The organism is Escherichia sp. E4930 (assembly GCF_005845405.1).
GTDB lineage: Bacteria > Pseudomonadota > Gammaproteobacteria > Enterobacterales > Enterobacteriaceae > Escherichia.
In genome coordinates this window covers 524563-550778 of the sequence record NZ_VCDZ01000003.1, presented here as the reverse complement: position 1 = coordinate 550778, position 26216 = coordinate 524563, and the positions used below count along the sequence as shown (strand labels likewise).

Genomic DNA, 26216 nt, shown 5'->3' with positions numbered 1-26216 from the left:
AAAACTTACATTGCGTTGCAAATAGTACACATTTTACTATTGTGACGGACCCGCCATTTCGTTACATTCCACCACATAGTGATTAGGAATAATCCTATTACCATAAAATATTAATTATCACGTAAACAAATCATCTTCTCAGGGACGCATAAAACACTGTTCTATGCAGTGTGCTATCAGGAAACATTTATCCCTTGCTAAGGTAAACTCAACCATGAGTATTATTATCAACAACTGGCGGATGGACCCGTCGCTTAATGCCTTAATACATTGCGAAACGGGTGAAACACGTCGTCTCGGCGAATACCATTTTATTTTGCTGGAAACATTAGCAAAAAATGCCGATGTGGTTTTATCGCGATCTTATTTATGTGCCGAAGTATGGAAGAACCGCATTGTCGGCGGTAACAGTCTGCCGACGGCGATCCATGCGTTGCGCGTTGCTATCGATGATGATGGCAAACAACAGAACATTATCAAAACCATCCCGAAAAAAGGTTACTTGTGCAATAAAGAGTATGTGTCTTTGCCGGAGTCATCGCCTGCGGAAGAGATGATTATTACCGATCACGTACAGGAAACTGTGCCGCCTGTTCCGGAAGAAATACAGCCAACAGCACCACCTGTGACGGGAAGAAAAAAACATAAAGGACTGATGGGGTTAGCGTTAATTGCGGCAGTTATATTTGTTGGTTCGACCGTGGGCTATTCTCATATAAAAAATACGCCTGACGCCCCGCAACTGGTAAAAGAATCCGTTAATAGCCCAAGAATAAAAATATTTCATCTTAGTTCTGGAAAAGAAAATAATTCCATACCGTTACTGTCACAAACCCTCGCACCAGGAAAAGACAAACTCGATAATTTATTGTCAGCGCATAATATGACCATGACAACCTATTATAAATATGTTCGTAACCGACTGGAGAGTGATATCGTTCTGCGTAACCAGTGCAACGGTAGCTGGCAATTAACGTTTAATGTGGAAAGCTGGCAGAATAGTGATATTAATAGCGCGATGTATCAGAATTTAGAGAAGTTGTTAAATACTGTGCAGAAGTGCTGATGAGTGCCAATATATGCCGGATACGACGCTAAAGGCGTCTTATCCGGCCTACGCCCCCCGAATGAAATCAATCGGAATTGCTGATAGTTTTAGTTATTGGTAACTCTTGCTTTTTATTAATGACAGTTTGCCGGATTCGTTCCGCTTTTTTTATTATTCGTCTACGACTTTCAGGGCTTTGCTTATCCATCAGTTGCTTGAGAGTGGCCATTTCATTCCTTTTTTAACCCGCAGAGTTATAGCATATTCTGCACTGAAATGATTTTTTACGACAGCCTCATTTGATTGATTTTCAATAACCCTAACCCAATAAATTCCTCACCGTCTGGCTGGAAATTCGCGCCTGACCGTTCACCGCCTGCAATAAAACCTGATAGTTATGATTGGCGCTATCGAGCACGCCGCCGAGGTTCTCCGATGCCTGCACCGCGTTTTCCGTTTGCGGGAAGCGCGACATGCCGTCGATCAACTGCCGCGCCTTTTCCTGCTGTACCGCCATCTGCGCACGCTGCTGATTAATGCTTTCTAACGTCTGAGAAATCCCCGCTCCGCCCTGTTGCAGGCTTTGCACTAAGCGGTCCGCCTGCGACGGTTCGGCAAAGGTTTTTAGTGGCATAAACGCTGATTTATCACCATCGGTGCGCACGCTTAAGGTGCTTTCAATGTTGGGCCACTGTTTTTCAGTGGTGGAGAAACTTATACCATCGGCGTTTTGATGCATCTGCACGCCCACGCGGCGCAGGGCGTTGGTCAGCCGCGTCTGGTACTGCCCAGCGCTGTCATCCTCAGACAGCATCACCGCCGAAAGCTGGGTCTGCCGCCCGTCAGAGACGCTGAACATGCGCGTTCCCGGCGTGGGATTGTTTACCAGATTCGCCAGATCCGGCGAGTGAAAGCTCACTCGCGCTTCGCCCTGCAACACCGGCTGCAACTGGCGGTCCACCGCGCCGCCGGAAAGCGCGGTGCGTTTGTCCAGCATCTGCATCAGCGCTGAACTCTGCGCCTGCCCGCCCTTACGCTGGCTATGACGATAATCGAGCAACTGCTGTTCCAGTTGCCCGAGGTAGTGATCCGCCTGCTGCAACGTGGTGAGCTGATCGTTAAGCTGTACGCTGTAACGCTGCGGGCGAGTGGTAATCAGCGGCGAGGCCGGATATTCACTCGCCGTCGCCGGGAGTTTTTGCCGCACCGCCTGAGTGGGCGCAACGGTTGACGACGATACCGCAGCGCTATGCGCGCCGCCGGTGGCGAGTGATGAAGATGTAAGTCCGACCTGCATACTGTTCCTGAAAGAGTTAGAGAACGCTGAATAAATTCAACTCACTCACTTTCGAGTAAGTCTTGAGGGTAGCTTCCATTGCCACTTCCAGTCCGGTAAAGGTGATCGACGCCGGGCCGTAATCGAGATCCTGTAGTGAACCAATCAACTCATCATTAGAGGTAGAGATATCGGTCTGCGCATCGCTCAGCATCGACATGGTGTTTTGCGTCTCGCCGAGCGACGCAATCGAGGCGTTGAGGTCATCCGAAGCGGTGTCCACCACATCAACGGCGTTCTGAATATCGCTCTGCACCTGCGGATCTGCCGGGTCAACGTCCGGGTTTTGCAGCTCCTGCGACAGGGAATTAAGCGTGTTGAGCACGTCTAAATTGCTGCCGAAGAAATCGCTCGCCGCCACGTTGGTGTCCACTTCCACGCCGTTCGACACGGTAGTCTGGCGGTGATCGCTGTTGCCCTGATAGCTGTAGCTGTCGGTCACGCCGTCGCCGTCGTCGTCCACTGCCACAATCGGCGGCTGGTCGTTGATAGTGCCGCTAAACACGTAGTGCCCGTCTTCATCCTGATAGTTCAGCGCCGCGACCATCGATTCGGTGAGCGACTGAATATCCTGCCCGAGGCTTGCGAGCGAATCAGCGGTATTGGTGCCGTTCGCCGCTTCCAGCAGATCATCGCGCACCGCCAGCAGGCTGTTGTTGACGCCATCGAGAATCGATTCCTGCTGGCTTAAGCCCGCCGATGCGGAGTCGATATTGCTCTGATACTGCTCAATCGCTGACTGCTGGCGGTTCAACTGGGTGATACGCGTGGCGGCGATGGGATCGTCCGACGGCTGCAAAATTTCCTTGCCGGTTGCCATCTGCTCGACCACATGCGCCAGATCGCTGGAGAGATTATTAAAACTTTGCGTCATCGAGACGTAGGTTTGTTGGGTGGTTACTCGCATTCTCGCGCTCCCGCTTAGCTGCACATTTCCAGCACCGAATCGAAAATCTCGGCCCCGGCGGAAATGACTTTCAGATTGGCTTCATAAATTTGTTGATAAGTGATGAGGTTCACCGCCTCTTCGTCCATGCTGACGCCGCTGACGCTGCTCTGCTGGTTTTGCGCTGCGGAATAGACATTGGACGCGGCATCGACTTCCGTCTGATTTTGCTGACTGTAAATGCCGATATTGCTGATGATTGACGAGCACGCCTGCCCAACCGTCACGCTGCCAAGATTGTCTATCTCCAGCGGTTCGCTGGAGATGTTGATCAGCGCCTGGAGGTTGTCGCTGTTCCCGCTTTCATCCGGCGAACTGGAAAACGCCAGCTCATCGGCGGTGATATCCGGGTTAACGGTCAGCGGGCCATCGGCATTGCTGGCGTCGTAAATAAACAGCGGCTCGCCGGGGTTACCGTTGAGATCGTAGCCCTGCGCCAGCTGGTTGTTGACCGCATCGGCGAACTGCGACGCCATGCTGTTGATGGTGTCAGTCAGCGGCGTCAGCACATCGTTTTGATAATCAAACAGTGCGCCTAATGAACCGCCGGTGTCGGTGGTCATCGTCGAGGTGGTGCCGGCGAAGGTCAGCGACATGGTCGGCGTGCCATCGGCATTGGTTTCCAGCGCGATGGTCGAGCTTTGCTGCCCGCTTACCAGCGGCTGACCGTTTTGCAGAGTAACGTTGTAGTTGCCCTGGTCGTCGATATTGACCTGCACATCCATCATCCCGCTGAGTTCTTCCACCATCTGATCGCGAGCGTCGTACAGCGCGGAGGCGTTATCGCCGTTGGCTTCGGCCTGAGCGATTTGCTGGTTATAGCTGGCGATGCCGCTGGTGAGCGTATTGATTTGCGACACCATCGCCTGCTGCTGGCTGATGATTTCCGTGCTTTGCGAGTCGACGTAATCGAGCGTGTTATCGATACGCAACGACAGCGCCCCGGCTTCGCTGATCACCTGCTCGCGCAGGGCGGAATCATCGGGGCTGGTGGTCGCTTCGTTAAGGGCGGCGAAGAAGTTATCGAAGCCGCCGCTCAGGCTGCTGTTATCGTCGCTTAGTACCGCTTCCAGTTGGCTGAGATACCCCTGCTGGGTGCTGTAATAGCCGTAATCGCTGGCGGCATACCACACCTGATTCACCTGATACTGGTTGGAGACGCGGCGAATGCTGTCCACCTGTACGCCGTTACCGGCGCTGTTCGGCGAACCGCCGCTGGCACCGATGGTGCTGATCTCCGCCACCTGACGGGTGTAGCCCGTGGTCATGGCGTTAGCGGTGTTTTGCGCCGTGACGTTCAGCTCCACCTGCGCGGTTGATGCGCCGCTGTAGCCGATGTTAATCATGTCCATGTTGGATCCTTACCGGTAAATCGTGCCGGTTAAAAGCGGCGTGAAGATGGGGATTCTTAAGTTCCCGTAAACCGGGTGCCGAACGCCGGATGCGGCGTACATACGGGCGCAAACATAAAAATATGCGCGGACTCGTAGGCCTGATAAGACGCGACAGCGTCGCATCAGGCATCGTGCACCGAACGCCGAAGCTCATTTATGCTTCGGCGACAACTGCTTCACAATCATCGCCGCAATCCCAATCCCGTGCTGCTGCGCCAGGGTGTTACACAACTCATCGTCATAAAACCCCTGCATCATGCGCACCGAATCGCTGTTAAACGGGTTATCTTTCGAATCGAACAACTCGTTGGTTTTACGCATCTCTTTGAGCATGTTGCGTAAAAAAATCGCCTCAAACTGTTCCGCGGCCTGCTTGATATCATTGGCCTGAACCTTCGGCCCCATTAACGCATCGCTGCCGTCAATCCCGCCGCTGGCGTTAACTTTCATCAGATCACCTCCAGATCGGCATCCAGCGCGCCCGCTTCATGCAGCGCCTGCAAAATCGACATAATGTCATCCGGTGTTGCGCCTAAACTGTTCAACGCATTGACCAGCGTTTTCAGGTTGCTCGACTCCGGCAAACTCACCACGCCAGGGCGGGCATGATTCACCGCGATATTGCTCTGCGGCGTTACCGCCGTGCGCCCGCCTGCAAAGGCATTCGGCTGGCTGACGTTGCTGGTTTCGTTAATCGAGACGGTCAAACTGCCGTGCGACACCGCCGCCGCGTGTAGCGCAACGCCATCGCCCATCACCACCGTGCCGGTACGCGAGTTAAACACCACGCGGGCGCGGATTTTCTCCGCCTGCACCTGTACATCGTCCAGTTGCGACATAAACGCCACCCGCGCGCCGGGGCTGGTGGGCGCGCGCACGGTAACGTTGGTGGAACTCTGCGCGGTGGCAATGCCGCCAAACGAGGCGTTAATCGCCGCCGCAATGTTGTTAGCGTCTTTAAACGACGGACGTTTCAGGTTGAGGGTGATTGTATCGCCCATCTGAAAATCGCTGGGGATCTCGCGCTCCACCGTCGCGCCGTTGGGAATTAACCCAGCGGTTGGCGTATTAACCGTTACGCTCGAACCGCTGGCCCCGGTGGCGTTCATCCCGCCGACTACCACGCTGCCCTGCGCCAGGGCATAAACTTCGCCATCCGCGCCGTGCAGCTGGGTCAGCAACAAGGTGCCGCCGCGAATACTTTTCGCATCACCAATCGACGAAACGGTGACATCAATGGTCTGCCCGCGCGAGTACATCGGCGGCAACGTGGCGCTCACCGCCACTGCGGCGACGTTTTTCACCTTCGGGTCGATTTTATTCGGCAATTGCACGCCAAACTGGCGCAGCATATTGGTGATGGTCTGGTTGGTGAATTTGACCTGATTTTTATCGCCAGTGCCGTCGAGGCCCACCACCAGGCTATAGCCGACCAGTTGGTTTTCGCGCACGCCCTGTACATTGACCAGCGACTCCAGCGATTGCGCCAGCGCCACGCCGGGCAGCGTCAGGCTTACGGCTACCACCACCGTTTTTATCCAGTTTTGCATTGCACTCTCCGGCATTAAATCGGGAACAGAGGATGGTTAAACAGCCGCGTCAGCCAGCCTGCGGCGTTGGCGTCGCTTAACGCGCCGCGTCCGGCATAGGAGATGCGGGCATCGGCGATCCGCTGGGAGGAAACCGAGTTGTCGTTCTGGATATCGTCGGCGCGCACCAGGCCGCTTAAGCGGATGTACTCATCGCCCTGGTTGAGGGTCAGCCATTTTTCGCCGCGAATTTCCAGGATGCCGTTAGGCTGCACACCATGTACAGAAACGGTGATCTCCCCGCGCAGGCTGTTCTGCTGCTGGGAAGTTGCGCTGCCGTCAAAGTCGCGGTTGGCGTCGATGGAACCGGAAAGCTTATCTTTGGTGTGACCAAAAATCGTCGGCGCGCCAATATCGACAGTGTTGTTTTTGCCGAAGTTGGTTTTCGCCTGTTTGCTCGACTGGGTGGATTCTTCGAGGATCACCGTCAGAATATCGCCCACGCGATAAGCCCGCCGGTCGGCGGTCAGCGACCAGTTGTAGCCGGTTTCAAACACGCCCCCGGCACGCCCGTCTGCCGGAGGCGGCGCTTCGGTGGTTGGTGGCGCAAAGTATGCGTCGTCTTTTTTGACCAGAATGGCCTGCGATTCACACCCGCTAAGCAGGGGAAGCAGCGCCACCAGCCAGAGATAATTTTTCACGTTCTGCCTGTTTTAAATACAGTGAGTTATGTGCTCTTGTAGGTCGGATAAGACGCGTCAGCGTCGCATCCGACAACAAGCATGTGCACATTGCCCGATGCGCGTGTGGACAGTTTATTAACGGTTAATCAACCAAACTATGTGCACCGTCCACTCGCTTATCGTGCCTGGAAGGGCGTCAGCGTCGCATCCGACATTTCGCCTTACAGCGTCTGGCTGATGTACTGCAACATATCGTCCGCCGCCGACACCATTTTGGCGTTCATCTCGTACGCGCGTTGCACCGTAATCATCGCCACCATTTCGTTGACGATGTCCACGTTCGATCCTTCCAGCGCGTTGTCCTGCAAAGTGCCAAGCCCATCTTCGCCCGGCACACCTTCGGTCGGCTGACCGCTGGCGGCGGTTTCCAGATAAAGGTTGTCGCCTTCAGCAGAAAGCCCCGCCGGGTTGGCGAAGTTCACCAGCGTCAGTTGCCCTAACTCGGTCACGTCGCTGTCGCCGGGTAAGATCGCCGTCACCGTGCCATCCTCACCAAACGCGACGCTGGTCGCCCCCGCCGGAACGTCGATTTCAGGCTGCAACGGCAAGCCCTGCGAGTTGGTTAGTACGCCATCGGCGTTCACCTGCAAATTGCCGTCGCGGGTATAGGCGATATCACCGTTGGCCTTTTGCACCTGCAAAAATCCCTGCCCCATAATGGCGACATTCATCGCGTTGTCGGTGGTTTCGACGTTGCCTTCGGTAAAGGTTTTCTGAGTGCCGACAATGCGCACGCCGCTACCGAATTGCAGCCCGGTCGGCATGATGTTGTTCTGGTCGAGCATCGCGCCCGGCGCTTCCTGGGTCTGGTAAAACAGATCCTGAAACATCACCCGGTCGCGCTTAAAGCCAGTGGTGTTAACGTTGGCGATGTTGTTGGCAATCGCGCTCATTTCAGCATCCTGCGCCGAGAGGCCGGTTTTGCTGATCCATAATGCTGCGTTCATGGTGGTAAATTCCGTGTTATTTTTGGGCTGCTGTTGCCGGATGCGGCGTGAACGCCTTATCCGGCCTACGATGTGCGGTTACGAGCCGCGCAATAAGCGGTTGCCCGCGTCGCTGATATCTTCGGCGGTTTTCATCATCTTGATCTGCGCTTCAAACTGGCGGTTCATGGCGATGGACGACATCATTTCGCTCACCGCCGAGACGTTGCTGCCCTCGAGAAAACCGCCGCTGACTTTGATATTTTCATCGCGCTGGGCCGGAACGCCGTCCGCCGTTATCAACATCCCTTCAGGATTTTTCGCCAGGTTAGCGACCGGGATATCCACCAGCTTCAGGCGGTCGATATCCATCGTCGCGGTCACGTCGCCGTCATCGGGCGTCACCGACAGCGTGCCGTCGCTGCCAAACGAAGCAATGGCGTTCGGCGGCAGAATGATCGGCCCGTTATCTCCCAGCACCAGATTGCCGTCGATGGTCAGCTGCCCCTGGTCGTCCTGCTGAATATTGCCGTTGCGGGTATACACTTCGTTGCCGTTTTTATCCTGCACCGCAATGTAACCCGCGCCCTGAATCGCCACGTCCAACGGGCGTTCGGTTTTCTCCGCTACACCCGTGCTGTCGTTCACGCCGCTGGCCCCTTCCTGCGCCATATAGCGCGTGTCGAAGCCGACGCCTTTCACCTTGTCGTTGGTCGCCATCGCCATATCGGCGCGAAAACCGTTGGTGTTGACGTTCGCCAGGTTGTTGGCGCTAATCTGCTGCTCGTACAAAGTCTGAGAAGCCCCGCTCAGGGCGGTATAAATCAAACGGTCCATTACATTGCCTGGAACAGCGCGTCATCGAGCTGCGTGCTGGTGGCGATAACTTTAGTGTTGGCCTGATAGTTACGCTGGGCGGTCATCAGGTTGACCAGTTCGCTGGTGATATCGACGTTAGAGCTTTCGAGCACGCCCGACGACAGCGTGCCGCAGGTGCCGGAGCCGGGAACGCCAATCAGCGGGGTACCGGATTCGCCGGTTTGTACCCATGCGGTGCCGCTCACCGCTTCGAGGCCGTTTTCATTCGGGAAGGTCGCCAGCACCACCTGCCCCTGCAACATGCGCTCGCCGTTGCTGTAGGTAGCGTAAACTTTGCCATCGTCATCGACCTGCACACCGTTTTGAGTCGCGGAAGCGTAGCCGTTGGCAGAGTTGGTGGTGACCGAGAAGTCCGAGCCGTATTGCGTACAGGTCGAGTAATCGACGGTTAAATCGATGGGTGCAGCGGCGTCGGTCTGAAACTCAATGGTCTGCGGCGTGGTTGGCGAAGTCAGCTTCCCGGTGTTCGGGTCGAAGGTTAACGTCGTCGCCGGAACGCCGGTCTGCTGCTGACCGTCGAAGGTGTACTGCACTTCCCAGGTGTTATCGCTGGTTTTGGTGAAGTACTGGCATACCGAATGTTCGTTGCCTAATGAGTCATATACCGTGGTGGTGTAGCTGTCGGTGTACGAGCTGCTGTTGGTCGCGTCGAACGGCACGGTGGTGCGGTCGATAGCCGCATCGCTGGCATCGAAGTTGGCAGTAAAAGTCAGGCTGCTACTGGCCTGCGCCGGGATATTGCCGGTTTTGATCTGGATGTCTGTGACCGTACCAGTTTGCAGGGTGCCAGTGTCATCCACCGGATACCCCTGCAAATAAGCGCCTGAGGCGTTGACGATATAGCCGTTTTTGTCGGTTTCAAACGATCCGGCGCGGGTATAAGAAATGTTGCCCGCGCTGTCGCAGGTAACAAAAAAGCCGTCGTCGTTAATCGCCAGATCCAGCGCGTTGCCGGTCGATACCAGAGAACCGCCGCGAGAGATACTTTGCGCGGTACCCGCCACGCTGACGCCCATCGCCTGACTTCCGGCATACATGGCGGAAAACTGGGTGGTCATCGACTTATAGCCCACCGTTCCGGCGTTGGCGATGTTGTTACTGATCCCGTCCAGCTGTTCGTTAACGGCATTCAGCCCCGTTGCGGCAATTTCATAACTCATTGTTTCTTCCTGTTAATTCAGATTTTTGACAGCGTGCCCGTTGTTTTGCCGGATGCGGCGTGAACGCCTTATCCGGCCTACAAAACCATGCAGATTCATGTAGGCCTGATAAGCGAAGCGCATCAGGCAATTTGGCACCGGACATCACGCCACATCACTGTCGGCATCGGGTACACCAAACTGGCTAATCATGGTGAACGGCACTTCGCCTACACCTGCAACATTGAGCACCGGAGAGCTGCCGTCGAGCGGGATGCGCACATCTTCCACTTCGCCGGAAACTTCAATCGGCACCTCTTCTTCCCCGGTGTTGGTCACCACCGAGACGTCGTAATCACCAGGCGGGATGCCGTAATCCGCCGGATTCACCGAGAAATCAACCGGGCCTGGTCCAACGGACGAACTACCCTGCGGGATCAGCGACACCGTGTAGTCATCGCCTGCGGCATCGGTAAAGTGGAGATCGGCGGTAGTACAGGCGTCGTCCAGCGTGGCGCGACCGTTAATGGTCTGGTCGCTCACCTGCAAAGCGGTGGTCTGCACCATAATGTCGTCGCCCACCAGGTTGCCGAGCGCCATCACCTGAATGTTGCTCATCAGCACCGCGTTAGTGTTGGCCTGCACGCTCATCTCTTCCATCATCGCCACCTGTGCCATTGACGAAAGCTGGTCGATATATTCAGTGGCGTCGGTTGGGTCGGTCGGGTCCTGGTTTTGGATCTCGGCGACAAACAGCGTCAGAAAGGTATCAACGGGTGACGAATCCGTGGACGTTGTCGTACTGCTGGTATCGGTGGTAGCTGCACTATCGCCCACATTACTGCTTTGCGTGGTCGCCCCTACATTGTTTTGCGCCACCGCACTACTTCCCACAGAGGAAGAGTGCGCCTGTGATTGCGCATTCAGCGCCAGGGTATTCATCAGGCTTCTCCCAGTTTCAGCAGGCTTTGCTGCATACTTTTCACGTTGTTGAGCACATCGACGTTGGTTTCAAAATCGCGCGAAGCCGACATCATGTCCGCCATCTGTTCCACCACGTTGACGTCGGGATACCAGACATCGCCGTTAGCGTCGGCGAGCGGCGAATGCGGTTCATAGCGTTTCAGCGCCCCGCCGGTTTGCAGCACGTCCTGCACCTGCACGCTGGCACCGTCAATGGCATGACGATGTGTACCCGCCAGCAAGCTGTGGTGATACACCGCCGCAAACACCGGGCTGCGCGCTTTATACGCCTGCGCCTCGCTGCTGGCGGGCGCATTGGCATTCGCCAGGTTACTGGCAACGGTATTCAGACGTAGCGTTTGCGCCGTCATCGCCGAGCCGGAAATCTGATAGATATCAGTAAAAGACATGCTTATTTCCCTTCAATGGCCTCTCTGATGCCGCTGATTTGCAGATTCAGAAAGGTCAGACTGCTTTGATAATCCATACTATTTTGTGAAAACCGCGCCTGTTCGCTGTTCAGTTCCACGGTGTTGCCATCTTCCGACGGCTGCATCGGTACGCGGTACTGGACATCCACCGCCGCGTTATTTGCCCGTTGCATCTCCCTGGCAAAATCAATATCTTTAGCCTTGAAATTTGGCGTATCGACGTTCGCCAGATTCGCAGTCAGTAGCTCGGTCCTCTCAAGACGTAACTTCACTGCCTGCGGATGCACTCCCAATGCCTGTTGAAAACTGATCCCCATTTCCTGCGTCACTCCTGCTTCAATCCGCATACGCTAAGCAATCGCCGTGCCATTTTTTAAGTGACTGATGAGAAAGGGTTTATGAGTTTTCAATTTTGCAGGCGGAAGTTTTATTTCCTCCTGGCGCTGGCCTTACCGGGCTACGCCGCCGTCCATCCCGTGCAACACAGCGCGCGGGAACAAGTCAACGCCCAGGTGCTGAATGCCGCCAGCCAGCAGATTAAATCGCTGGCGCAGCAGCGGCATTGGCATGACTATCGCTACACTTTTAACGTCTACATTCCCTCGCAGATTGCGACCGCCGCGCCCTGTGCTACAGCACCCGCCGTAACACTGACGTCGCCTGCGGAAATCGCGCTCAACCGGATGAACTTCACCGTCAGTTGCCCGCAAAGCTGGCAGATAAACGTGGCGGTGCGCCCGGATGTGCTGGTGCCGGTGGTGATGACAAAGTCACTGGTTGCCCGCGATACGCCGCTCACCGCGAATGATGTGGAGCTTAAGCCCTACAACGTCAGCGCCCAGCGCCGCGATGTGTTGATGGATCTCGATGATGCGATTGGTTTAAGCAGTAAGCACGCGCTGCAACCGGGCAGGCCGCTCACCAAAGAAGAGTTGGTTTCGCCTGTGCTGGTCGAACGCGATCAGCCGGTGATGATTGTTTACCAGAACGCGGGGATCACCGCCTCGATGCCCGGCGTGGCGCTGAAAAATGGTCGTAAGGGCGAGATGGTGAAAGTACGTAACGCCAGCAGCCAGCGGGTCATCAGCGCAATGGTGGAGGAAAGCGGCGTGGTGACAACGGTAAGCGCGGAGTAATTTGCGCAGGCGATTAAAGTTTTGCCGCCTGTTAACCGCTTTACCGGAGTAACCCACCCAAATACCGAGACGAGGTTGCGATGAAAATCACCCCGACTATGCCAGGCAATCGCCCGACAGCCACGACGGCAGGCGCCAGCCAGCCGCGCAAAAGCACGGCGACCACCGCCACGACGATAAGTGCCGACGACATTACCCAGGCGGGATTGCAGTCCGCCCAGCAAACGCTGAACGACCAGCAAGAAAGCGATATCGACAGCGACAAAGTGGCGCAAATGCAGGCGATGCTGGCCTCCGGTAGCCGGCAAGTAGATACCGAACAGTTAGCCAGCGATATGCTGAGTTTTTTCCAGAACTAAGAGGCCGATGAAGTGAGTATCCGGTTACAACAGGTGAAGGCGCTGCTGCAGGGCATTCGCGACGACGACGTGCGGTATGATTGCCTGCGTGAACTTCTCCAGCGCCAGCGGATCTACATGATTCGCCGCGCCAGCGAGGAGTTGCTGGCGGTAAACGATGAGATTACGCATCACTATGAGCAGTTACACAGCCATAGCCATCAGCGGCACAACCTGCTGAAAATGCTCAACGTTAGCGTAAATCGTGACGGTCTGGCGCAGGTTTTCGCCTGGCTTCCGGCGGTACAAAAAGCGGCAGCACAGCAGTTGTGGCAACGCCTTGAGCAAAAAGCGGAACGCTGCAAAGCCTACAACGATAAAAACGGCGAGCTGTTGATTCGCCAGTATGAATTTATTCAGTCTTTTTTAGGCAGCGAAGCAGATTTTCTCTATCAGGAATAACGACAATTCCTTCCCCCATCGCGGAAACGGATTTTCCGCCTGATTCTCAATCCTTTGTTTTTGATTACAAAAATTCCCGGCACGCTTATTGCACATTCCGCGAAGTAATAAAGACTGGAAGCCACCTATGAGTTTTATTGAATGTTACGAACCGGAATATGTGCGCAATTTTTTGGCGCAGCACCCCGGTTCACCTTTATATGTCCGTAAGGTCTGGAAGAATGAGATTCGTCAGAGCCTGATGCTGACAGAGTCAGAAAGCTGCGAAGCGGTGCTCAACGATGCCAGGGCCTTTGATTTACAGCTCACCTATCGCCCTGTGGAAGAAAATACCGCGGAACTCTCCGCGCGCGATGCGATAGTAAACCAGGTGATTTTGAGCACCCTTACGCTACCCGGTTTAACACCAGAGCTTTCACTGTATGCCGTCGGTATCCTGCTCTCCCGCGCCAGTAAAATGCCAGGCAGGGATGGCGATACTCTTGCCCGACTGACAACGCTGCCACAGGCGCTGGCCGATCATGCGAAAAAAGGCACGCTGCAGGCACAGTTCGCCCAGCTCCCGCCCGTGCCACAGCTGGCACGGCAGCTGGTGACGCTGCTCGGAAGTTTTGCATTTGACTGGTCGATTCTGCCGGAAAGCCCGCGCAAAGCCTCGCTGCCGTTGCAGGTTACCTTACTGACGCTGCATGACGCCAACAGCGAAGCCCTGTTACAACAGCAGCTTCAGGCGCAGTGGCAAACCACGTGGCAACAGCATTTTGCCGCCGCACCGTGGATGATGCGCAACTGGCTGATTTACCGGGTTTACCACGATGTGATTGGCCAGGCTGACGGGGCGGATTATTTCCTGCTGGTATGTGATTTTTATCTCATCCGCACGTTAATCAGTTTGTGGACGCTGGATGATTCACCGCTACGACAGGAGGATATTTTCGCCCTCTTCGCGGTGTTTGAACGCTGGCGAGAGAGTGAAAATGCGCTGCTGATTCGCCAACAAATTCAGGCTGAATGTTGCGCAGAGCCGCTGCTTTATGCGTTTTCGCTGCTACCTTGCTAACGCTTTCAGGCCGGTTTTTCCCGGCCTTATCTACTTCGTAAACATATCATGCAAACCGTCATCAAAACACTCGCCACCCACCGCGAAAAACCGTTCGTCAGCGTCGTCACGCCAACCTGGAACCGCGGCGCATTTCTGCCGTACCTGCTTTACATGTACCGCTATCAGGATTACCCGGCAAACCGCCGCGAACTGGTCATCCTCGACGACTCGCCGCAAAGCCATCAGTACATCATCGACCGTTTGACCGATGGCACGCCGGAAGCCTTTAACATCCGCTACATCCATCATCAGGAAAGACTGCCGCTGGGCAAAAAACGTAACATGCTCAATGAACTGGCAGTGGGGGAATATATCCTCTGCATGGATGACGACGACTACTACCCGGCAGATAAAATCTCCTGGACCATCGCCATGATGCAAAAACACCGGGCGCTCATCTCCGGCTCCGACCAGATCCCCATCTGGTACAACCACATCAACCGTATCTTTCAAAGCCGCAGCTTTGGCCCGCATAACATCCTCAACGGCACCTTTTGCTATCACCGTAACTACCTGAAAAAACACCGTTACGACGATGATTGCAATTTAGGCGAAGAGAAAAGTTTCACCGACAATTTCAGCGTAAACCCGCTGCAACTGCCCGGAGAGCGCACGATTCTGTGTATCTCACACAGCCACAACACCTTTGATAAAGACTTTATTCTCGGAGCCAGCACGCCGGTAAACGCGGCGCTTACGGATATCGTCCGCGATCCGCTGCTACGCAACGCTTATCTGAGTCTGCATAACGCCACTCATCATCAGGCGATCAATCATCAGGCGATCGATCAGATCGTTCTGCTGAATCTGGATAAACGCCCGGATCGCTTACAACAGATCCGTGAAGAACTGGCATTGCTGCATATTCCACCCGAGAAGATCACCCGCCTTGCCGCCTGTGAAGATGAAAACGGTCAACGGGGCCGCCGCCAGTCACACTTGCAGGCGCTGCGCCTGGCGCAACAGCACGGCTGGCAAAACTATCTGCTGCTGGAAGATGACGCGGTTATTCTGAAGCAGGAGAAACATATTCAGGTGCTGAACACGCTGCTGGCGAGCCTGGCGAAAATTCCCTGGCAGGTGATGATCCTTGGCGGCGAAATTTCGCAGGGAACGATGCTAAAAAGTTTGCCTGGGTTGGTGCACGCGCGGGACTGCCGCAAAGTGTGCGCTTATCTGGTGAACAGCCGCTACTACCCGCAACTGGCGCAGCAGATGAGCAACGATGAGCACTCGCTGGAAGCCTGCTGGCAGCCGCTGCTACGCGCCGACAAATGGCTGGCCTGTTATCCGAGCCTTTGCTACCAGCGACCAGGCTTTAGTGATATCGAGAAAAAAACAACCGACAATATTGGCCACTATTTCAATAAGTTATCCGTAACTACAAAGCCATCTACATTACCCATCGCCGACACCATCGGCTTTTTTATGGAAACCTCATTCCACTACGCGCTGTACCGCCAAATCATCACCGCCCTGCAGGCGCAGGGGCAGAGCTGCACGCTGGTGATCAATGACCGCGTGTTTAAACCGTTTCTTGATGAAATGCTGGAGACGCTAAAAAGCATCGACGACCCACAACTTAAAGGTATGCGTCTGTCAGAAATGCAGGCACATGGTCAGCGGGTGAAATGCCTGGTCAGCCCCTACCACACGCCCGCGCTCAATGGCCTGGCAGCGGTGAACGTCCGCGCTATGTACGGCTTAGCCAAAGAAACGTGGAACCATGCAGACTGGAACCGTTTTTATCAACGCATTTTGTGTTACAGCCACTACAGCCAGCAGGCGCTGGAACATTTCGGCAGTGCGAAAGTGGTCGGCAACCCGCGCTTCGACGCCTGGCATAACGGCACGTTCGATCGTTCGTTGCCGGAAAATATCCAACCCGATTACCGTAAACCTACGGTGCTCTACGCCCCTACGTTTGGCGCATTAAGCTCCCTGCCCCACTGGGCAGAAAAATTGGGGCGCTTAAGCGGTGATGTGAACCTGATTTGCAAACTGCACCACGGCACCTGCTCGCGCCCGGAAGAAGCTGCATCGCTGGCCCTGGCGCGCAGGCATTTAAAACAGCGCACCGACTCTGCCCGCTACACGCTGACGCTACTGGCAAAGGCCGATTACGTGCTGACCGATAACAGCGGCTTTATTTTCGATGCTATCCACGTTGATAAGCGGGTGATCCTGCTCGATTTTCCGGGCATGACGGAACTGCTCGACGGCGAGAAAAGCTACTCCACACCGGAGAGTGCAGACCAGCGAATCCGCGAAGTATTGCCGGTCGCTCATGATATGGCAGAACTGCGTTACTTGTTGTCAGAGGCGTTTGACTGGGGTGCGTTGCTGGCGAGGCTTACGGAAATTCACCATCACTATTGCGATGCGTTTATGGATGGCAAGGCGGGAGAACGGGCGGCGATGGTGATTGTGGAGGCGCTGGCGGGCAAGGAACCGTCAGGGATATGTCGATAAAATTCGATTTTTTAAACATGTCGTTGGAATACGTTTATGCCATCGACATGTTTTGGCGATATGTCGAAAAAACGCGATTATTTAAACATATTTAACATAGCCAAACGGCAGACGGCATCATCTTCTCTCACTGCGGGAATTAAATCAGTAGGTGGCTTATGTATGTTCCCCCCTAATCACCTCAATAATCCCCGTCGTCGACACCGACGGCGTGCGGGGAAAATACACCACCTCACAGACACACGAGAAATCGTCAAACTTCCCCGCCCAATCATCGCCCATCACTAAAATATCCGCACTGTACCCCCGCAAATACTCCGCTTTCTGCTCCAGCGATTCCTCCAGAAATACACCATCCACGCACTCCAGCCCGGCGATAATCGCCATGCGGTCATCCTGATGGTAAACCGGCGCTCTGCCCTTTTTGGCAATATTTAAGGCGTCGGACGATACGCCGACCAGCAGTTGCTCACCCAGCGAGCGGGCGCGTTGTAAAAGGCGCAGATGACCGACATGAAATACATCGAAGGTGCCGAAGGTGATGACCGTTTTCATGGCTACTCCGCTAATTTATGCCGCAGCCAGCACTGCACGGCAATATCGTCCACCGCTTTTTGCGCTTTCGCGGTGGCACTTTCCTGTTGCTCGCGACGTTTGTCGTCCAGCGTCAGGGCCACCACTTTCTCTTCGCACGCCGCCGCCGTCAGGTTTTTCTGCATTCGCGTGGCTTTGATGTTAGCCAGCGTTTTTTCCTGTTCCTGCCAGGCGATTACCTTGCGCAATGTGCCTTTGTAGCCGCTGACGTTTTTCAGCGATTCCACCGACGCCGCCGCGCCCGCAGACGTTTTTTCGACAAGGTAGCCTAATGCTTTGATATTGTTGTCATAGCCCGCGCAAATCTGTTTTTGCTTTGCCAGCTCAACGGTTTTGTCTTTGACCGATTTATCCCGCAGGCGCTGCAATTGCGCCAGGGTGTCAATGATTTGTCGCATAGTTACTGTTCTGCCTTTTTGGCACCAGGAAAGAGAATTTGCAGGCGGCTTTGCACCAGTTCGAGGGAGGCGGGTTCGCGCATCTCCTGGCGCAAAAATCGCTCGATTGCAGGGAACATTTTCACCGCTTTGTCGACGCTGGCGTCCGCGCCTGCCACGTAGCCACCGAGTGGGATCAGCGGTTTGATCTCCATATAGGCGGCGTAGTTTTGCTTTAACGCGCGGGCGGATTGCTGATGTTCCAGGCTGGTGACCTGGTTCATGCAGCGGCTGATCGACTGGCCGATATCAATGGCCGGATAGTGCCCCGCTTCCGCCAGTTTGCGGGTTAATACGATATGCCCGTCCAGCACCGCGCGGGCGCAGTCGACGATGGGATCTTGCTGATCGTCGCCTTCCGCCAGCACGGTGTAGATGGCGGTCATCGATCCTGCGCTTTCGCTGTTGCCTGCGCTCTCGACCAGTTTGGGGATCATGCCGAATGCCGATGGCGGATAACCTTTGGTGGCGGGTGGTTCGCCGAGCGAGAGGGCGATTTCCCGCTGGGCCATCGCGTAGCGGGTCAGGGAATCCACCAGCAGTAAAACGTGATGCCCGCGGTCGCGAAACCAGGCGGCGATGGAGTGACACAGTTCGGTGGCTTTCAGGCGCATCAGCGGCGATTCATCGGCAGGCGCGACAACAACGATAGACTTTGCCAGCCCGTCCTCGCCCAGCGAGTGGTCGATAAACTCTTTCACTTCGCGCCCGCGTTCGCCAATCAGCCCGACCACCACGATGTCGGCTTTGGTCTGGCGGGTAATCATCCCCAGCAGCACGCTTTTCCCGACGCCGCTGCCCGCCATCAGCCCGACGCGCTGGCCTTTGCCGATGGTCAGCAGGCCGTTGATCGCTTTCACGCCCACATCCAGCGGTTCGTCCACTGAACGGCGAGTTAAGGGATTAACCGAGGGCGGCAGCGGCGGCAGAAGGTCGTTGCCGTTCAGGCGGCCTTTGCCATCCAGCGGTTCGCCGAGGCCATTCACCACGCGGCCTAACCAGCTTTCGCCAATCAGGATGTCGTGGGCTTTTTCTTCCGGGAAGACGCGTGCGCCCGCCATCAGCCCGACCGGCTGTTTAAACGGCATTAAGTAGGTGATGTCGCGATTAAAGCCCACGGCCTGCGCATCGATCAGCGTGTGATTGGCGCTTTCGATGCGGCACAGCTGCCCGGTCATTAGCGGGCAGCCGACGCTCTCCAGCAGAATGCCGTTAAGGCGCACCAGCCGCCCGGCGACGCGGGCCAGCGGGATCGACTCCAGCGAGCGCAGCGCGTTATCGAAAGCGGAAAAATCACTCACCCTGCGACTCCGGCGTCAGCGTCTCTTTCAGCGCGGTCATGCACTGTTCCAGGCGGTGCTCGCAGCCGATATCCAGTTCCGATTTGTCGGTGATCACCCGGCATTCGCCCGGCGGCAGATCCGGCGAAGGCGTCAGCCCCCATTCGCTGACCTTTTCCGGCACCGCGTCGCGCAGGCGGTTAAATTCTTCCGTGCTCAGCATCACCTGTAATGTTTCCGGCATTGCCTGGAAGGCCGCCAGCGCCTCTTCCACCAGCGCCAGCAACTGCGTGGGTTGCAGCGCCAGTTCACAGCGGATCACCTGGCGGGTGACTTTTTCCACCAGTTGCAGCAAATCTTCCCGCTGTTTACGTTCGATATGGGCGAGGAAGTCGTTCACTTTACCGGTGATGGCTTCCAGCGGCTGCGCCGCGTCAACAAACTGTTTGCGCCCTTCCTGCTGCCCGGCGAGGCTGCCTTCGGTGTAGCCCTGACGTCGCCCCTCGGCAAAACCTTGCTGATGACCTTCGCTAAAGCCCTGCTCCTGGCCTTCGGTCATTCCCTGAGCAAACCCTTTTTGCAGCCCTTCCTGAAAACCGTCCATCAACTGGCGCTGGTAATCGGCAGCGCTGATGCTGGCGGTAAGCGGTTCTCCGGTCACCGCACGCTGGCGCGGCGGAAAACGGTGCAGGCGATAGCGCCCGCGCAGTGTTTCAATGGTCATGGGTTACTCCGCCGTCTGTTCCGCAAACAGCTGTAGCTGAAGTTCGCCCGCCTCTTCCAGTTCACGGGCGATGCCCATGATTTCGCGGCGGATCTGTTCGATACGGCTGACCGGCACCGGCCCCAGACGCGCGGTGATCGCTTCCAGTTGCTGCGCCTGCCGTTTTGGCATTACCGCGTAAATCGAGCGGCGCAGCAGGGCTTCGGTACCTTTCAGCGCCACCGCCCAGTCTTCCATCGGCACTTCGTCGAGCAGACGTCGACGCACCTCTTCGTTCTGGCGGCTGAGGATAAAGAAGTCGTACATCTCATCCTGGAGCTGCTCCAGCACGTTTTCGTCGCGCTCGCGCATCTGGTCGAGGATCACCTGCTGGTTACCCTGGAAACGGTTGACGATATCCGCCGCCTGTTTGATGCCTTTCACCTTTGAGCCATGTTCAGACAGCACCGACAGGCCGCGTTCGATCAGACGATCCAGTTCATCCACCACGTCGCGGTTAACGTCGTTGAGTTTCGCCACCCGATAGAGAATTTCGTTTTGCACCGATTCGTTGAGATACGAGAGCACCGCCGCTGAGATTTCCGGCGTCAGAAACGCGAGGAATACCGCCTGCAATTGCAGATGTTCTTCGGAGATCAGCATCGCCAACTGGCGTGGTTCCACCCATTGCAGGCGCGCCATCCGCGAGCGGATCTCATCGCCGTAGATGCCGTTGATCACGCTGCTGGCGATCTCGGTGCCCAGCGCTTTGTTGAGAATACCCTGCAACATGGATCGCGATGCGCCGTTGATCCCGCTCTGTTCGCGGAACTCATCAAAGAAGTTATTGATCACTTTGCGCGCCATGCTGGTTTTGACGCCGGAAAGCCGCGCCATGTTTTCGCTCAGGCGCACCACTTCTTCACGGCTGAGTTTTTGCATCACCGTCGCCGCCGCCTCTTCGCCCAGACACAGCAGTAGGATCGCCGCCTGTTCCAGGTAGCTGTTGCTCTTATTTATTGTCAATTCGCTCATTGCTGGTGATCCATTGTCTGAGAACTTCGGCTACGCGATCGGTGTCGCTCATGGCCAGTTTTTGCAGGAACTCGAGTTTTACTTCGAGGCCGGAACTCTGGGACGGCAGGCTGTCATCGCCGGGCAGCGACGGCAGATCGACGTTTTTACGCTCCTCTTCCGGCATGGCGATCCACGGTTCGCTGACGGTTTCCGGTTCTGGTGTGATAACCGGCGCACGCACCGCCGTCAGGCGTTTCATTACCGGGCGCACCACAAAGAACAGCAACAACAGCGCCAGCAGGCCGCAGCCAATCAGGCGTACCCAGGCCAGAACGCTGTCATCTTTCCAAAGCGGAATGACGGGTTCGATCGGCACCGCCTGCGGGACAAAGTTAAGCAGTGAAAGCGTCAGGTTGTCCCCACGTTGCGCGTCGATCCCGGCGGCATTGTTCAGCAATGCGGTAAGCTGTGTGGTCTGCTCCGGTTTCCAGTTTTTCAGCGCCGGGGCGTTTTGATTGAGCACCACCGCCACGTTGAGGCGTTTCACCGCAAAGCCGGGATGCTGAATATGCTGGACGCTGCGGTCGTAAGAGTAATCGCGCTTGCTTTCGCTGTGTTTGGATAACGCTTCGGGCGAGCGATTTTCTTCCGTACCGTTGGTCATTTGATTCGCCGCAACCGGCGGACGGTTGCTGAGCGAACCAGGCACGCCCATCGCCACCTGATTGGTGTCGCTGTCCAGCACGCTCTCTTCGCGGTTGATTTTCGGCGCGTCGCCGTAGTGTTCCTGGGTTTCGTCGATGGTGCTGAGGTCGAGATCCGGCATCACGCTGACGCGGTAATTCCCCGTGCCAACCAGCGAATCCAGCACGTTTGCCACGCTGGCGCGGGTTTTGTCCTGGATATCTTTGAGGATCTGATCGCGTTTACGGGTAGCGGCAGAAACCGCCTCGCCCGCGCCAATGCCGTCGGTGAGCAAATTTCCCGCCTGATCGACGACGCTGACTTTGCTGGCGTGCAGCCCCGGAATGCTGCCGGACACCAGATGCACAATGGCGTTCACCTGGTCCATATTCAGCTTCGCACCGTAGTGCAGACGCACCACCACCGAGGCACTGTTTTGCGGCTCATCGCTGACTACAAACGAGCTTTCTTCGTTGAGCGCCAGATGCACCCGCGCGCTCTCCACCGCGTCCAGCGACATAATGCTCTGCGCCAGTTCCCCTTCGAGGCTGCGTTTATAGCGCACGTTCTGCACGAACTGGCTGCTGCCGAGCACTTCGTCTTTGTCCATCAGCTCGTAGCCGCTGGGCAATATCGCCTGCACGCCTTTGGCGGCAAGGGTCATGCGCGTTTTCGACAGCGCCTCTTCCGGCACCAGAATTTGCCCGCTCTGCGGGTCGATGCGGTAGCTGAGCTTTTCGCCATCCAGCACGGTGACAATCTGCGACACGGGCAGATTTTCCTGGCGTCCGTAGAGCGAGACGTAGCCGCGATTACCGGTCCACAGCACGCTGACGATAATCGCCGTCGCCGCAACGGCAAGCCCCACACCCGCCATCAGCGCCCAGCATTTGTTATCTGCGAGACGCAGTCGAAACGCCGGAAACGCCTGGGTCAACTTTTTGATCAGTTCATTCATAGTGTTAGATCGACATGCTCATCAGATCGTTAAATCCGGTGGCAATTTTGTTGCGCACCTGCACCAGCGCGGAGAAAGAGAGCGACGCCTGCTGGCTGGCGATCATCGCACCTGCCAGATCATCGCTTTTGCCCATGTCGATAGCCGTTTGCTGCTGCTCCGCCACCTGCTGGAACTGGTCAACGTGTCCGAGCGCGCCATACATAATGCGGTTAAACGAAACGTCCGGGTCGGTGGAACTGAAGGTCATGGGGGGCAGCACCGGCGCCTGGGCGTTAGCCTGCATCCGCTGCACGTCCTGCATGATTTGCGCCTGCATGGTGCTGTTGATTGTGGTAATGCTCATTTTTAACTTCCGGGTCAGGAGAAAACTTCGATACCTTGCTTGCGCATGGAGGCCAGTCGATAGCGCAGTGCGCGCGGGGTAATGCCTAACAGGTCGGCAATTTTGCTGCGGTTGCCCTGATATTTACGCATCAGGTCGGCAATATATTGATACTGCGCGCTTCGTCCGTGCTGGCCTAAATCGCTGGTTTCGGCAATGTGGACGGCGGGCTGAACAGGCCATTGCAGTTCGCTGCGGTCGGCAACGTCAGTTTCCGGCAGGCCTAAGGCATCCGGGTAAATTACGCCGTCGCGGTTCAGGATCATTCCCCGCTGAATGGCGTTCTCCAGCTGGCGCACGTTACCGGGCCAGCGGTAATTCAGCAGCGCGCGGCGGGTAGATTCTGAAAGGGTGATATTTTTCACCAGCACCGTGGAGTATTTTTTAATAAATGACTCTGCCAGCGGAATAATATCGTTCAGACGTTCACGCAGCGGCGGCATGGTAATAGGAATAACCGCCAAACGATAATAGAGATCTTCACGAAAACGCCCTTCGGCGACTTCCTGCTCAAGGTTTTTATTGGTGCAGGCAATCAGGCGAAAATTGAGTTTAATTTGTCGGTTGCTGCCTAATCGCTCAACCTGCTGTTCCTGTAATACGCGTAATATTTTGGCCTGTAGCGCCAGCGGCATTTCACCAATTTCATCAAGCAATAAGGTGCCGTTATTTGCCAGTTCCATTTTGCCTGGTACGCTGGCAATTGCGCCGGTAAATGCGCCTTTGTCGTAGCCAAATAGCGTGGCTTCCAGCATATTTTCCGGAATCGCCGCGCAGTTCACGCCGATATAGGGCGCATTATCATTTTCACCAAAGGCTACGGTGTGAATATATTTCGCCACGCATTCTTTGCCCGCACCGGTTTCGCCCTGAATGAGCACCGGCACGTTAAAGGCGGCGACACGCTTTGCCAGAGTAAAAGCGTTAATGCTGGAAGCGGCAGTTGCAATAAGTTCAGACATAGGGTGAACGATATCAGTAGCGACAGAAAACAGGATGTTCTGAAGCGTATCACCGGCGGGATTAACAAGTTTGAATTAAACGATAATAAAAATATTATTTGTTTATAAACAACGAGTTATCCATGTAGGCCGGATAAGGCGTTTACGCCGCATCCGGCAATTGTGCACCGATGCCTGATGCGACGCTAACGCGTCTTATCAGGCCTACCGTTCGTGCAATGTTTTATGACGATGCCCGAATCACTCCCTTTAATAATTTAATTATTTTTTCTCCCTATTAATAATTTGCCCCTTTCACGCCCCCTCTATTTAATACCTCACCTTGTGTCACTGCCGGAATTGCGTGCACAAAAACGCCCACACCATTACAGCAGAGAAAGTAAGCTATGCTGAAGTACAGTAAAACGCCAGGCATCTTTAAATTAGAAGGTAATCGGCTCGGACGCCCCTACCATCGCCTGCCGACCCTGTTTACGGGGAATTTTGACGTGATTGATTCGCATCTTGGCAGCTACTTTCTCAAAAAGCATCGCAGCAATATCACCTTAAAAAAGATTGGCTGCGAAATGGATATTATCAATAAAAACGCCGAACTGATGGTTTCCCAGGTCGGGCATCTGGCGTTTGATATTGATCGCTCCTTATTGTTAATGCTGCTGGGCAATTTTTATGGTCTGGAGTCCTCTCTTGAAGAGGCGAAAGCGCATAACGGCCTGCCGACCAAAACCGAAACGCGATTAAAAAACCGCCTCGCGCTGGATATCTGCACGCTGATTTTTAATCTGCAAACCTCCGGTATTGCGCTGAAGTTAAAGCTGGACAGCAGCACGGTGATTACCCACTGGGCGTATCAATTAACCTTTACCCTTGCGGGCGATGAAGAGAGCAGTTTTCGTATTTTGCTCGACGACGCCCACACCGATTTTATTTTAAATCTGATCCGCCACAGTGAGCACAGTAAACCGCAGCAGGTGGCGAAATCGGTCAACAAACCGGCATTAATTAAAGAAATCATCCGCTCCCTGCCGTTGACTCTGAACGTCAAAATCGCCGAGCTGTCGCTGAATGTCGCAGATCTCACGCAGATAAAAGCCGGGGATATTTTACCCATATCACTGGGAGAAACCTTCCCGGTGGCGATTGGGCAATCTGAATTATTTAGCGCCCTGATTGTGGAAGACAAAGACAAACTGTTTTTGTCGGAGCTGGCGGGCAAAAATGAGAATAGCCATGAGTAAACAAGACGATATTTTAGCCGGGGATTTTGGCCTCACCGATGAAGTTGCGCCTGTCGTGAAATCCGCCGACGCCGCAACGCGGGTCACCCGCCAGGAAGACCGTTTTTCCGACTCGATGACGCTGCTGAAACGCATTCCGGTGACCTTAACGCTGGAAGTGTCGTCGGTGGAAATCATGTTAGCCGACCTGCTTAACATCGACGACGACACGGTGATTGAGCTGGATAAACTCGCCGGGGAGCCGCTGGATATCAAAGTGAATAATATCCTGCTGGGCAAAGCGGAAGTGGTGGTGGTTAACGAGAAGTACGGCCTGCGCGTGCTGGAATTTAACACCCGCGACATCAACGAACTGGCACCATGAAACGCCGCATTCAACTGACGCTGGGCCTTGGGCTGCTGGCGCTTGCGCCGCTGGCGTTGGCCCAGGGTGGCGATATTGCGCTGCTTAACGTGGTGACCCACGGCAACACTCAGGAGTACAGCGTCAAAATTCAGGTGCTAATTCTGATGACCCTCGTCGGTTTGCTGCCGACGATGGTACTGATGATGACCTGCTTTACGCGTTTTATTATCGTGCTGTCGCTGCTGCGCCAGGCGTTGGGGCTGCAACAAACGCCGCCGAACCGCATTCTGATTGGCATTGCGCTCTCCCTCACCATGCTGGTGATGCGCCCTATCTGGCTCAATATTTACGACCACGCGGTGGTGCCGTTTGAAAACGATCAGATTACCCTGACCGATGCGTTAAGCACCGCCGCGACGCCGCTCAAACGCTTTATGCTGGCGCAGACCGATAAAAAAGCGATGGCGCAAATCATGACCATCGGCGGCGCGAAAGGCAATGCCGCTGATCAGGATCTCACGATTGTGGTGCCCGCCTATGTGTTGAGCGAGCTGAAAACCGCCTTCCAGATTGGCTTTATGATTTACATCCCGTTTCTGGTTATCGACCTGATTGTCGCCAGCGTATTGATGGCGATGGGGATGATGATGCTGTCGCCGCTGATCGTTTCGCTGCCGTTTAAACTGATGCTGTTTGTGCTGATCGACGGCTGGTCGCTGACCATCGGCACGCTCACCACCAGCATTCGCGGGCTGGGGCTGGGCTGAT

Annotated in this window: 29 protein-coding genes; 9 read left to right on the top strand and 20 right to left on the bottom strand. The window is 55.3% G+C overall.

Annotation, left to right across the window (positions count from 1 at the left end; genetic code table 11):
* Window positions 1–214 precede the first annotated feature (214 nt).
* Window positions 215–1066 (top strand): winged helix-turn-helix domain-containing protein, encoded by an 852-nt coding sequence (locus FFT88_RS06045; RefSeq protein WP_135404381.1) that lies wholly within the window; start codon window positions 215–217, stop codon window positions 1064–1066.
* Window positions 1067–1367: 301 nt separating this feature from the next.
* On the opposite strand, the gene FFT88_RS06040 is transcribed toward FFT88_RS06045, so the two are convergent.
* From FFT88_RS06040 to FFT88_RS05985, 12 genes are all read right to left on the bottom strand, one after another.
* On the bottom strand, window positions 1368–2345 hold the full coding sequence (locus FFT88_RS06040; protein ID WP_135404380.1) for a flagellar hook-associated protein: 978 nt from the start codon (window positions 2343–2345) through the stop codon (window positions 1368–1370).
* A gap of 16 nt (window positions 2346–2361) precedes the next feature.
* Window positions 2362–3291, bottom strand: coding sequence for a flagellar hook-associated protein FlgL (gene flgL / locus FFT88_RS06035; RefSeq protein WP_135404379.1), 930 nt, complete (start codon window positions 3289–3291; stop codon window positions 2362–2364).
* A 14-nt stretch (window positions 3292–3305) separates the two neighbouring features.
* Window positions 3306–4682, bottom strand: a complete 1377-nt coding sequence (gene flgK, locus FFT88_RS06030) for a flagellar hook-associated protein FlgK (protein ID WP_135404378.1) — start codon at window positions 4680–4682, stop codon at window positions 3306–3308.
* 192 nt (window positions 4683–4874) lie between these two features.
* Window positions 4875–5174, bottom strand: coding sequence for a rod-binding protein (locus tag FFT88_RS06025; protein ID WP_000867179.1), 300 nt, complete (start codon window positions 5172–5174; stop codon window positions 4875–4877).
* Window positions 5174–6274, bottom strand: coding sequence for a flagellar basal body P-ring protein FlgI (locus tag FFT88_RS06020; protein WP_135404377.1), 1101 nt, complete (start codon window positions 6272–6274; stop codon window positions 5174–5176). Before FFT88_RS06020 ends, FFT88_RS06025 begins: the two co-directional genes overlap by 1 nt.
* A 14-nt stretch (window positions 6275–6288) precedes the next feature.
* Window positions 6289–6954 (bottom strand): flagellar basal body L-ring protein FlgH, encoded by a 666-nt coding sequence (gene flgH / locus FFT88_RS06015; protein ID WP_135404376.1) that lies wholly within the window; start codon window positions 6952–6954, stop codon window positions 6289–6291.
* Window positions 6955–7157: 203 nt separating this feature from the next.
* Window positions 7158–7943 carry a flagellar basal-body rod protein FlgG gene (gene flgG / locus FFT88_RS06010; protein WP_135404375.1) on the bottom strand — a complete coding sequence of 262 codons (786 nt, stop codon included), beginning with the start codon at window positions 7941–7943 and terminating at the stop codon, window positions 7158–7160.
* A 78-nt stretch (window positions 7944–8021) separates the two neighbouring features.
* Complete coding sequence (locus FFT88_RS06005) at window positions 8022–8759, bottom strand: flagellar basal body rod protein FlgF (RefSeq protein WP_135404374.1); 738 nt, start codon at window positions 8757–8759, stop codon at window positions 8022–8024.
* Window positions 8759–9961 (bottom strand): flagellar hook protein FlgE, encoded by a 1203-nt coding sequence (gene flgE / locus FFT88_RS06000; RefSeq protein ID WP_135404373.1) that lies wholly within the window; start codon window positions 9959–9961, stop codon window positions 8759–8761. The genes FFT88_RS06005 and flgE overlap by 1 nt, the downstream gene beginning before the upstream one ends.
* Window positions 9962–10105: 144 nt before the next feature.
* Window positions 10106–10882, bottom strand: a complete 777-nt coding sequence (locus FFT88_RS05995) for a flagellar hook capping FlgD N-terminal domain-containing protein (RefSeq protein WP_135404372.1) — start codon at window positions 10880–10882, stop codon at window positions 10106–10108.
* Window positions 10882–11313 (bottom strand): flagellar basal body rod protein FlgC, encoded by a 432-nt coding sequence (gene flgC, locus FFT88_RS05990; protein ID WP_000010947.1) that lies wholly within the window; start codon window positions 11311–11313, stop codon window positions 10882–10884. Before flgC ends, FFT88_RS05995 begins: the two co-directional genes overlap by 1 nt.
* Before the next feature lie 2 nt (window positions 11314–11315).
* A complete protein-coding gene (locus FFT88_RS05985; RefSeq protein ID WP_000512950.1) occupies window positions 11316–11651 on the bottom strand; it encodes a flagellar basal body protein in 336 nt (111 codons plus the stop codon).
* Window positions 11652–11732: 81 nt separating this feature from the next.
* Here FFT88_RS05985 and flgA point away from each other — a divergent pair, with 81 nt between their 5' ends.
* The 5 genes from flgA (at window position 11733) to FFT88_RS05960 (ending at window position 16844) form a co-directional block, all read left to right on the top strand.
* Window positions 11733–12470, top strand: coding sequence for a flagellar basal body P-ring formation chaperone FlgA (flgA, locus tag FFT88_RS05980; protein ID WP_135404371.1), 738 nt, complete (start codon window positions 11733–11735; stop codon window positions 12468–12470).
* An 80-nt stretch (window positions 12471–12550) separates the two neighbouring features.
* Window positions 12551–12829: a flagellar biosynthesis anti-sigma factor FlgM gene (gene flgM, locus FFT88_RS05975; RefSeq protein WP_135404370.1), complete on the top strand. Its 279-nt coding sequence runs from the start codon at window positions 12551–12553 to the stop codon at window positions 12827–12829.
* Window positions 12830–12841: 12 nt separating this feature from the next.
* On the top strand, window positions 12842–13270 hold the full coding sequence (locus FFT88_RS05970; protein WP_135404369.1) for a flagellar protein FlgN: 429 nt from the start codon (window positions 12842–12844) through the stop codon (window positions 13268–13270).
* Window positions 13271–13397: 127 nt separating this feature from the next.
* Window positions 13398–14330: a lysine-N-methylase gene (locus tag FFT88_RS05965; protein ID WP_135404368.1), complete on the top strand. Its 933-nt coding sequence runs from the start codon at window positions 13398–13400 to the stop codon at window positions 14328–14330.
* A gap of 48 nt (window positions 14331–14378) precedes the next feature.
* A complete protein-coding gene (locus FFT88_RS05960; protein ID WP_135404367.1) occupies window positions 14379–16844 on the top strand; it encodes a glycosyltransferase in 2466 nt (821 codons plus the stop codon).
* Window positions 16845–17000: 156 nt separating this feature from the next.
* On the opposite strand, the gene FFT88_RS05955 is transcribed toward FFT88_RS05960, so the two are convergent.
* Genes FFT88_RS05955 through FFT88_RS05920 form a run of 8 tightly spaced genes read right to left on the bottom strand, consistent with a single transcriptional unit; the run spans window position 17001 to window position 23864 of the window.
* The gene (locus FFT88_RS05955; protein WP_135404366.1) at window positions 17001–17399 is read right to left on the bottom strand and encodes an adenylyltransferase/cytidyltransferase family protein; all 399 of its coding nucleotides are present in this window, start codon (window positions 17397–17399) and stop codon (window positions 17001–17003) included.
* Between the two features lie 2 nt (window positions 17400–17401).
* A complete protein-coding gene (gene fliJ / locus FFT88_RS05950; protein ID WP_001248919.1) occupies window positions 17402–17836 on the bottom strand; it encodes a flagellar export protein FliJ in 435 nt (144 codons plus the stop codon).
* Between the two features lie 2 nt (window positions 17837–17838).
* Window positions 17839–19176 (bottom strand): flagellar protein export ATPase FliI, encoded by a 1338-nt coding sequence (gene fliI / locus FFT88_RS05945; protein ID WP_135404365.1) that lies wholly within the window; start codon window positions 19174–19176, stop codon window positions 17839–17841.
* Window positions 19169–19879, bottom strand: a complete 711-nt coding sequence (gene fliH, locus FFT88_RS05940) for a flagellar assembly protein FliH (protein WP_135404364.1) — start codon at window positions 19877–19879, stop codon at window positions 19169–19171. Before fliH ends, fliI begins: the two co-directional genes overlap by 8 nt.
* Window positions 19880–19882: 3 nt before the next feature.
* A complete protein-coding gene (locus FFT88_RS05935) occupies window positions 19883–20893 on the bottom strand; it encodes a flagellar motor switch protein FliG (protein WP_135404363.1) in 1011 nt (336 codons plus the stop codon).
* A complete protein-coding gene (gene fliF, locus FFT88_RS05930) occupies window positions 20871–22517 on the bottom strand; it encodes a flagellar basal-body MS-ring/collar protein FliF (protein WP_135404362.1) in 1647 nt (548 codons plus the stop codon). Before fliF ends, FFT88_RS05935 begins: the two co-directional genes overlap by 23 nt.
* A 4-nt stretch (window positions 22518–22521) precedes the next feature.
* Window positions 22522–22863, bottom strand: a complete 342-nt coding sequence (locus tag FFT88_RS05925; RefSeq protein WP_135404361.1) for a flagellar hook-basal body complex protein FliE — start codon at window positions 22861–22863, stop codon at window positions 22522–22524.
* Between the two features lie 14 nt (window positions 22864–22877).
* Window positions 22878–23864, bottom strand: a complete 987-nt coding sequence (locus FFT88_RS05920) for a sigma-54 dependent transcriptional regulator (protein ID WP_135404360.1) — start codon at window positions 23862–23864, stop codon at window positions 22878–22880.
* 386 nt (window positions 23865–24250) lie between these two features.
* Between FFT88_RS05920 and FFT88_RS05915 the strand changes: the two genes are divergently transcribed.
* From FFT88_RS05915 to fliP, 3 genes are read left to right on the top strand one after another with little or no spacing between them, the layout of a single operon-like run.
* Window positions 24251–25102, top strand: a complete 852-nt coding sequence (locus FFT88_RS05915) for a FliM/FliN family flagellar motor switch protein (RefSeq protein WP_000922509.1) — start codon at window positions 24251–24253, stop codon at window positions 25100–25102.
* Window positions 25095–25466, top strand: coding sequence for a FliM/FliN family flagellar motor switch protein (locus tag FFT88_RS05910; RefSeq protein WP_135404359.1), 372 nt, complete (start codon window positions 25095–25097; stop codon window positions 25464–25466). Before FFT88_RS05915 ends, FFT88_RS05910 begins: the two co-directional genes overlap by 8 nt.
* Complete coding sequence (gene fliP / locus FFT88_RS05905) at window positions 25463–26215, top strand: flagellar type III secretion system pore protein FliP (RefSeq protein ID WP_130218468.1); 753 nt, start codon at window positions 25463–25465, stop codon at window positions 26213–26215. Before FFT88_RS05910 ends, fliP begins: the two co-directional genes overlap by 4 nt.
* The last annotated feature ends 1 nt before the right edge of the window (window position 26216 follow it).

Coding starts and splice junctions, on each gene's coding strand:
- FFT88_RS05920 (WP_135404360.1), bottom strand. CDS start 23,864: ATGTCTGAACTTATTGCAACTGCCGCTTCCAGCATTAACGCTTTTACT.
- flgC (WP_000010947.1), bottom strand. CDS start 11,313: ATGTCTTTTACTGATATCTATCAGATTTCCGGCTCGGCGATGACGGCG.
- flgM (WP_135404370.1), top strand. CDS start 12,551: ATGAAAATCACCCCGACTATGCCAGGCAATCGCCCGACAGCCACGACG.
- fliJ (WP_001248919.1), bottom strand. CDS start 17,836: ATGCGACAAATCATTGACACCCTGGCGCAATTGCAGCGCCTGCGGGAT.
- FFT88_RS05985 (WP_000512950.1), bottom strand. CDS start 11,651: ATGGGGATCAGTTTTCAACAGGCATTGGGAGTGCATCCGCAGGCAGTG.
- flgG (WP_135404375.1), bottom strand. CDS start 7,943: ATGAACGCAGCATTATGGATCAGCAAAACCGGCCTCTCGGCGCAGGAT.
- FFT88_RS06045 (WP_135404381.1), top strand. CDS start 215: ATGAGTATTATTATCAACAACTGGCGGATGGACCCGTCGCTTAATGCC.
- FFT88_RS05995 (WP_135404372.1), bottom strand. CDS start 10,882: ATGAATACCCTGGCGCTGAATGCGCAATCACAGGCGCACTCTTCCTCT.
- flgL (WP_135404379.1), bottom strand. CDS start 3,291: ATGCGAGTAACCACCCAACAAACCTACGTCTCGATGACGCAAAGTTTT.
- FFT88_RS05935 (WP_135404363.1), bottom strand. CDS start 20,893: ATGAGCGAATTGACAATAAATAAGAGCAACAGCTACCTGGAACAGGCG.
- FFT88_RS06040 (WP_135404380.1), bottom strand. CDS start 2,345: ATGCAGGTCGGACTTACATCTTCATCACTCGCCACCGGCGGCGCGCAT.
- flgE (WP_135404373.1), bottom strand. CDS start 9,961: ATGAGTTATGAAATTGCCGCAACGGGGCTGAATGCCGTTAACGAACAG.
- flgK (WP_135404378.1), bottom strand. CDS start 4,682: ATGGACATGATTAACATCGGCTACAGCGGCGCATCAACCGCGCAGGTG.
- FFT88_RS05965 (WP_135404368.1), top strand. CDS start 13,398: ATGAGTTTTATTGAATGTTACGAACCGGAATATGTGCGCAATTTTTTG.
- FFT88_RS06025 (WP_000867179.1), bottom strand. CDS start 5,174: ATGAAAGTTAACGCCAGCGGCGGGATTGACGGCAGCGATGCGTTAATG.
- FFT88_RS05915 (WP_000922509.1), top strand. CDS start 24,251: ATGCTGAAGTACAGTAAAACGCCAGGCATCTTTAAATTAGAAGGTAAT.
- FFT88_RS05925 (WP_135404361.1), bottom strand. CDS start 22,863: ATGAGCATTACCACAATCAACAGCACCATGCAGGCGCAAATCATGCAG.
- FFT88_RS06020 (WP_135404377.1), bottom strand. CDS start 6,274: ATGCAAAACTGGATAAAAACGGTGGTGGTAGCCGTAAGCCTGACGCTG.
- fliH (WP_135404364.1), bottom strand. CDS start 19,879: ATGACCATTGAAACACTGCGCGGGCGCTATCGCCTGCACCGTTTTCCG.
- fliF (WP_135404362.1), bottom strand. CDS start 22,517: ATGAATGAACTGATCAAAAAGTTGACCCAGGCGTTTCCGGCGTTTCGA.
- FFT88_RS05955 (WP_135404366.1), bottom strand. CDS start 17,399: ATGAAAACGGTCATCACCTTCGGCACCTTCGATGTATTTCATGTCGGT.
- FFT88_RS05960 (WP_135404367.1), top strand. CDS start 14,379: ATGCAAACCGTCATCAAAACACTCGCCACCCACCGCGAAAAACCGTTC.
- FFT88_RS05910 (WP_135404359.1), top strand. CDS start 25,095: ATGAGTAAACAAGACGATATTTTAGCCGGGGATTTTGGCCTCACCGAT.
- fliP (WP_130218468.1), top strand. CDS start 25,463: ATGAAACGCCGCATTCAACTGACGCTGGGCCTTGGGCTGCTGGCGCTT.
- flgA (WP_135404371.1), top strand. CDS start 11,733: ATGAGTTTTCAATTTTGCAGGCGGAAGTTTTATTTCCTCCTGGCGCTG.
- FFT88_RS06005 (WP_135404374.1), bottom strand. CDS start 8,759: ATGGACCGTTTGATTTATACCGCCCTGAGCGGGGCTTCTCAGACTTTG.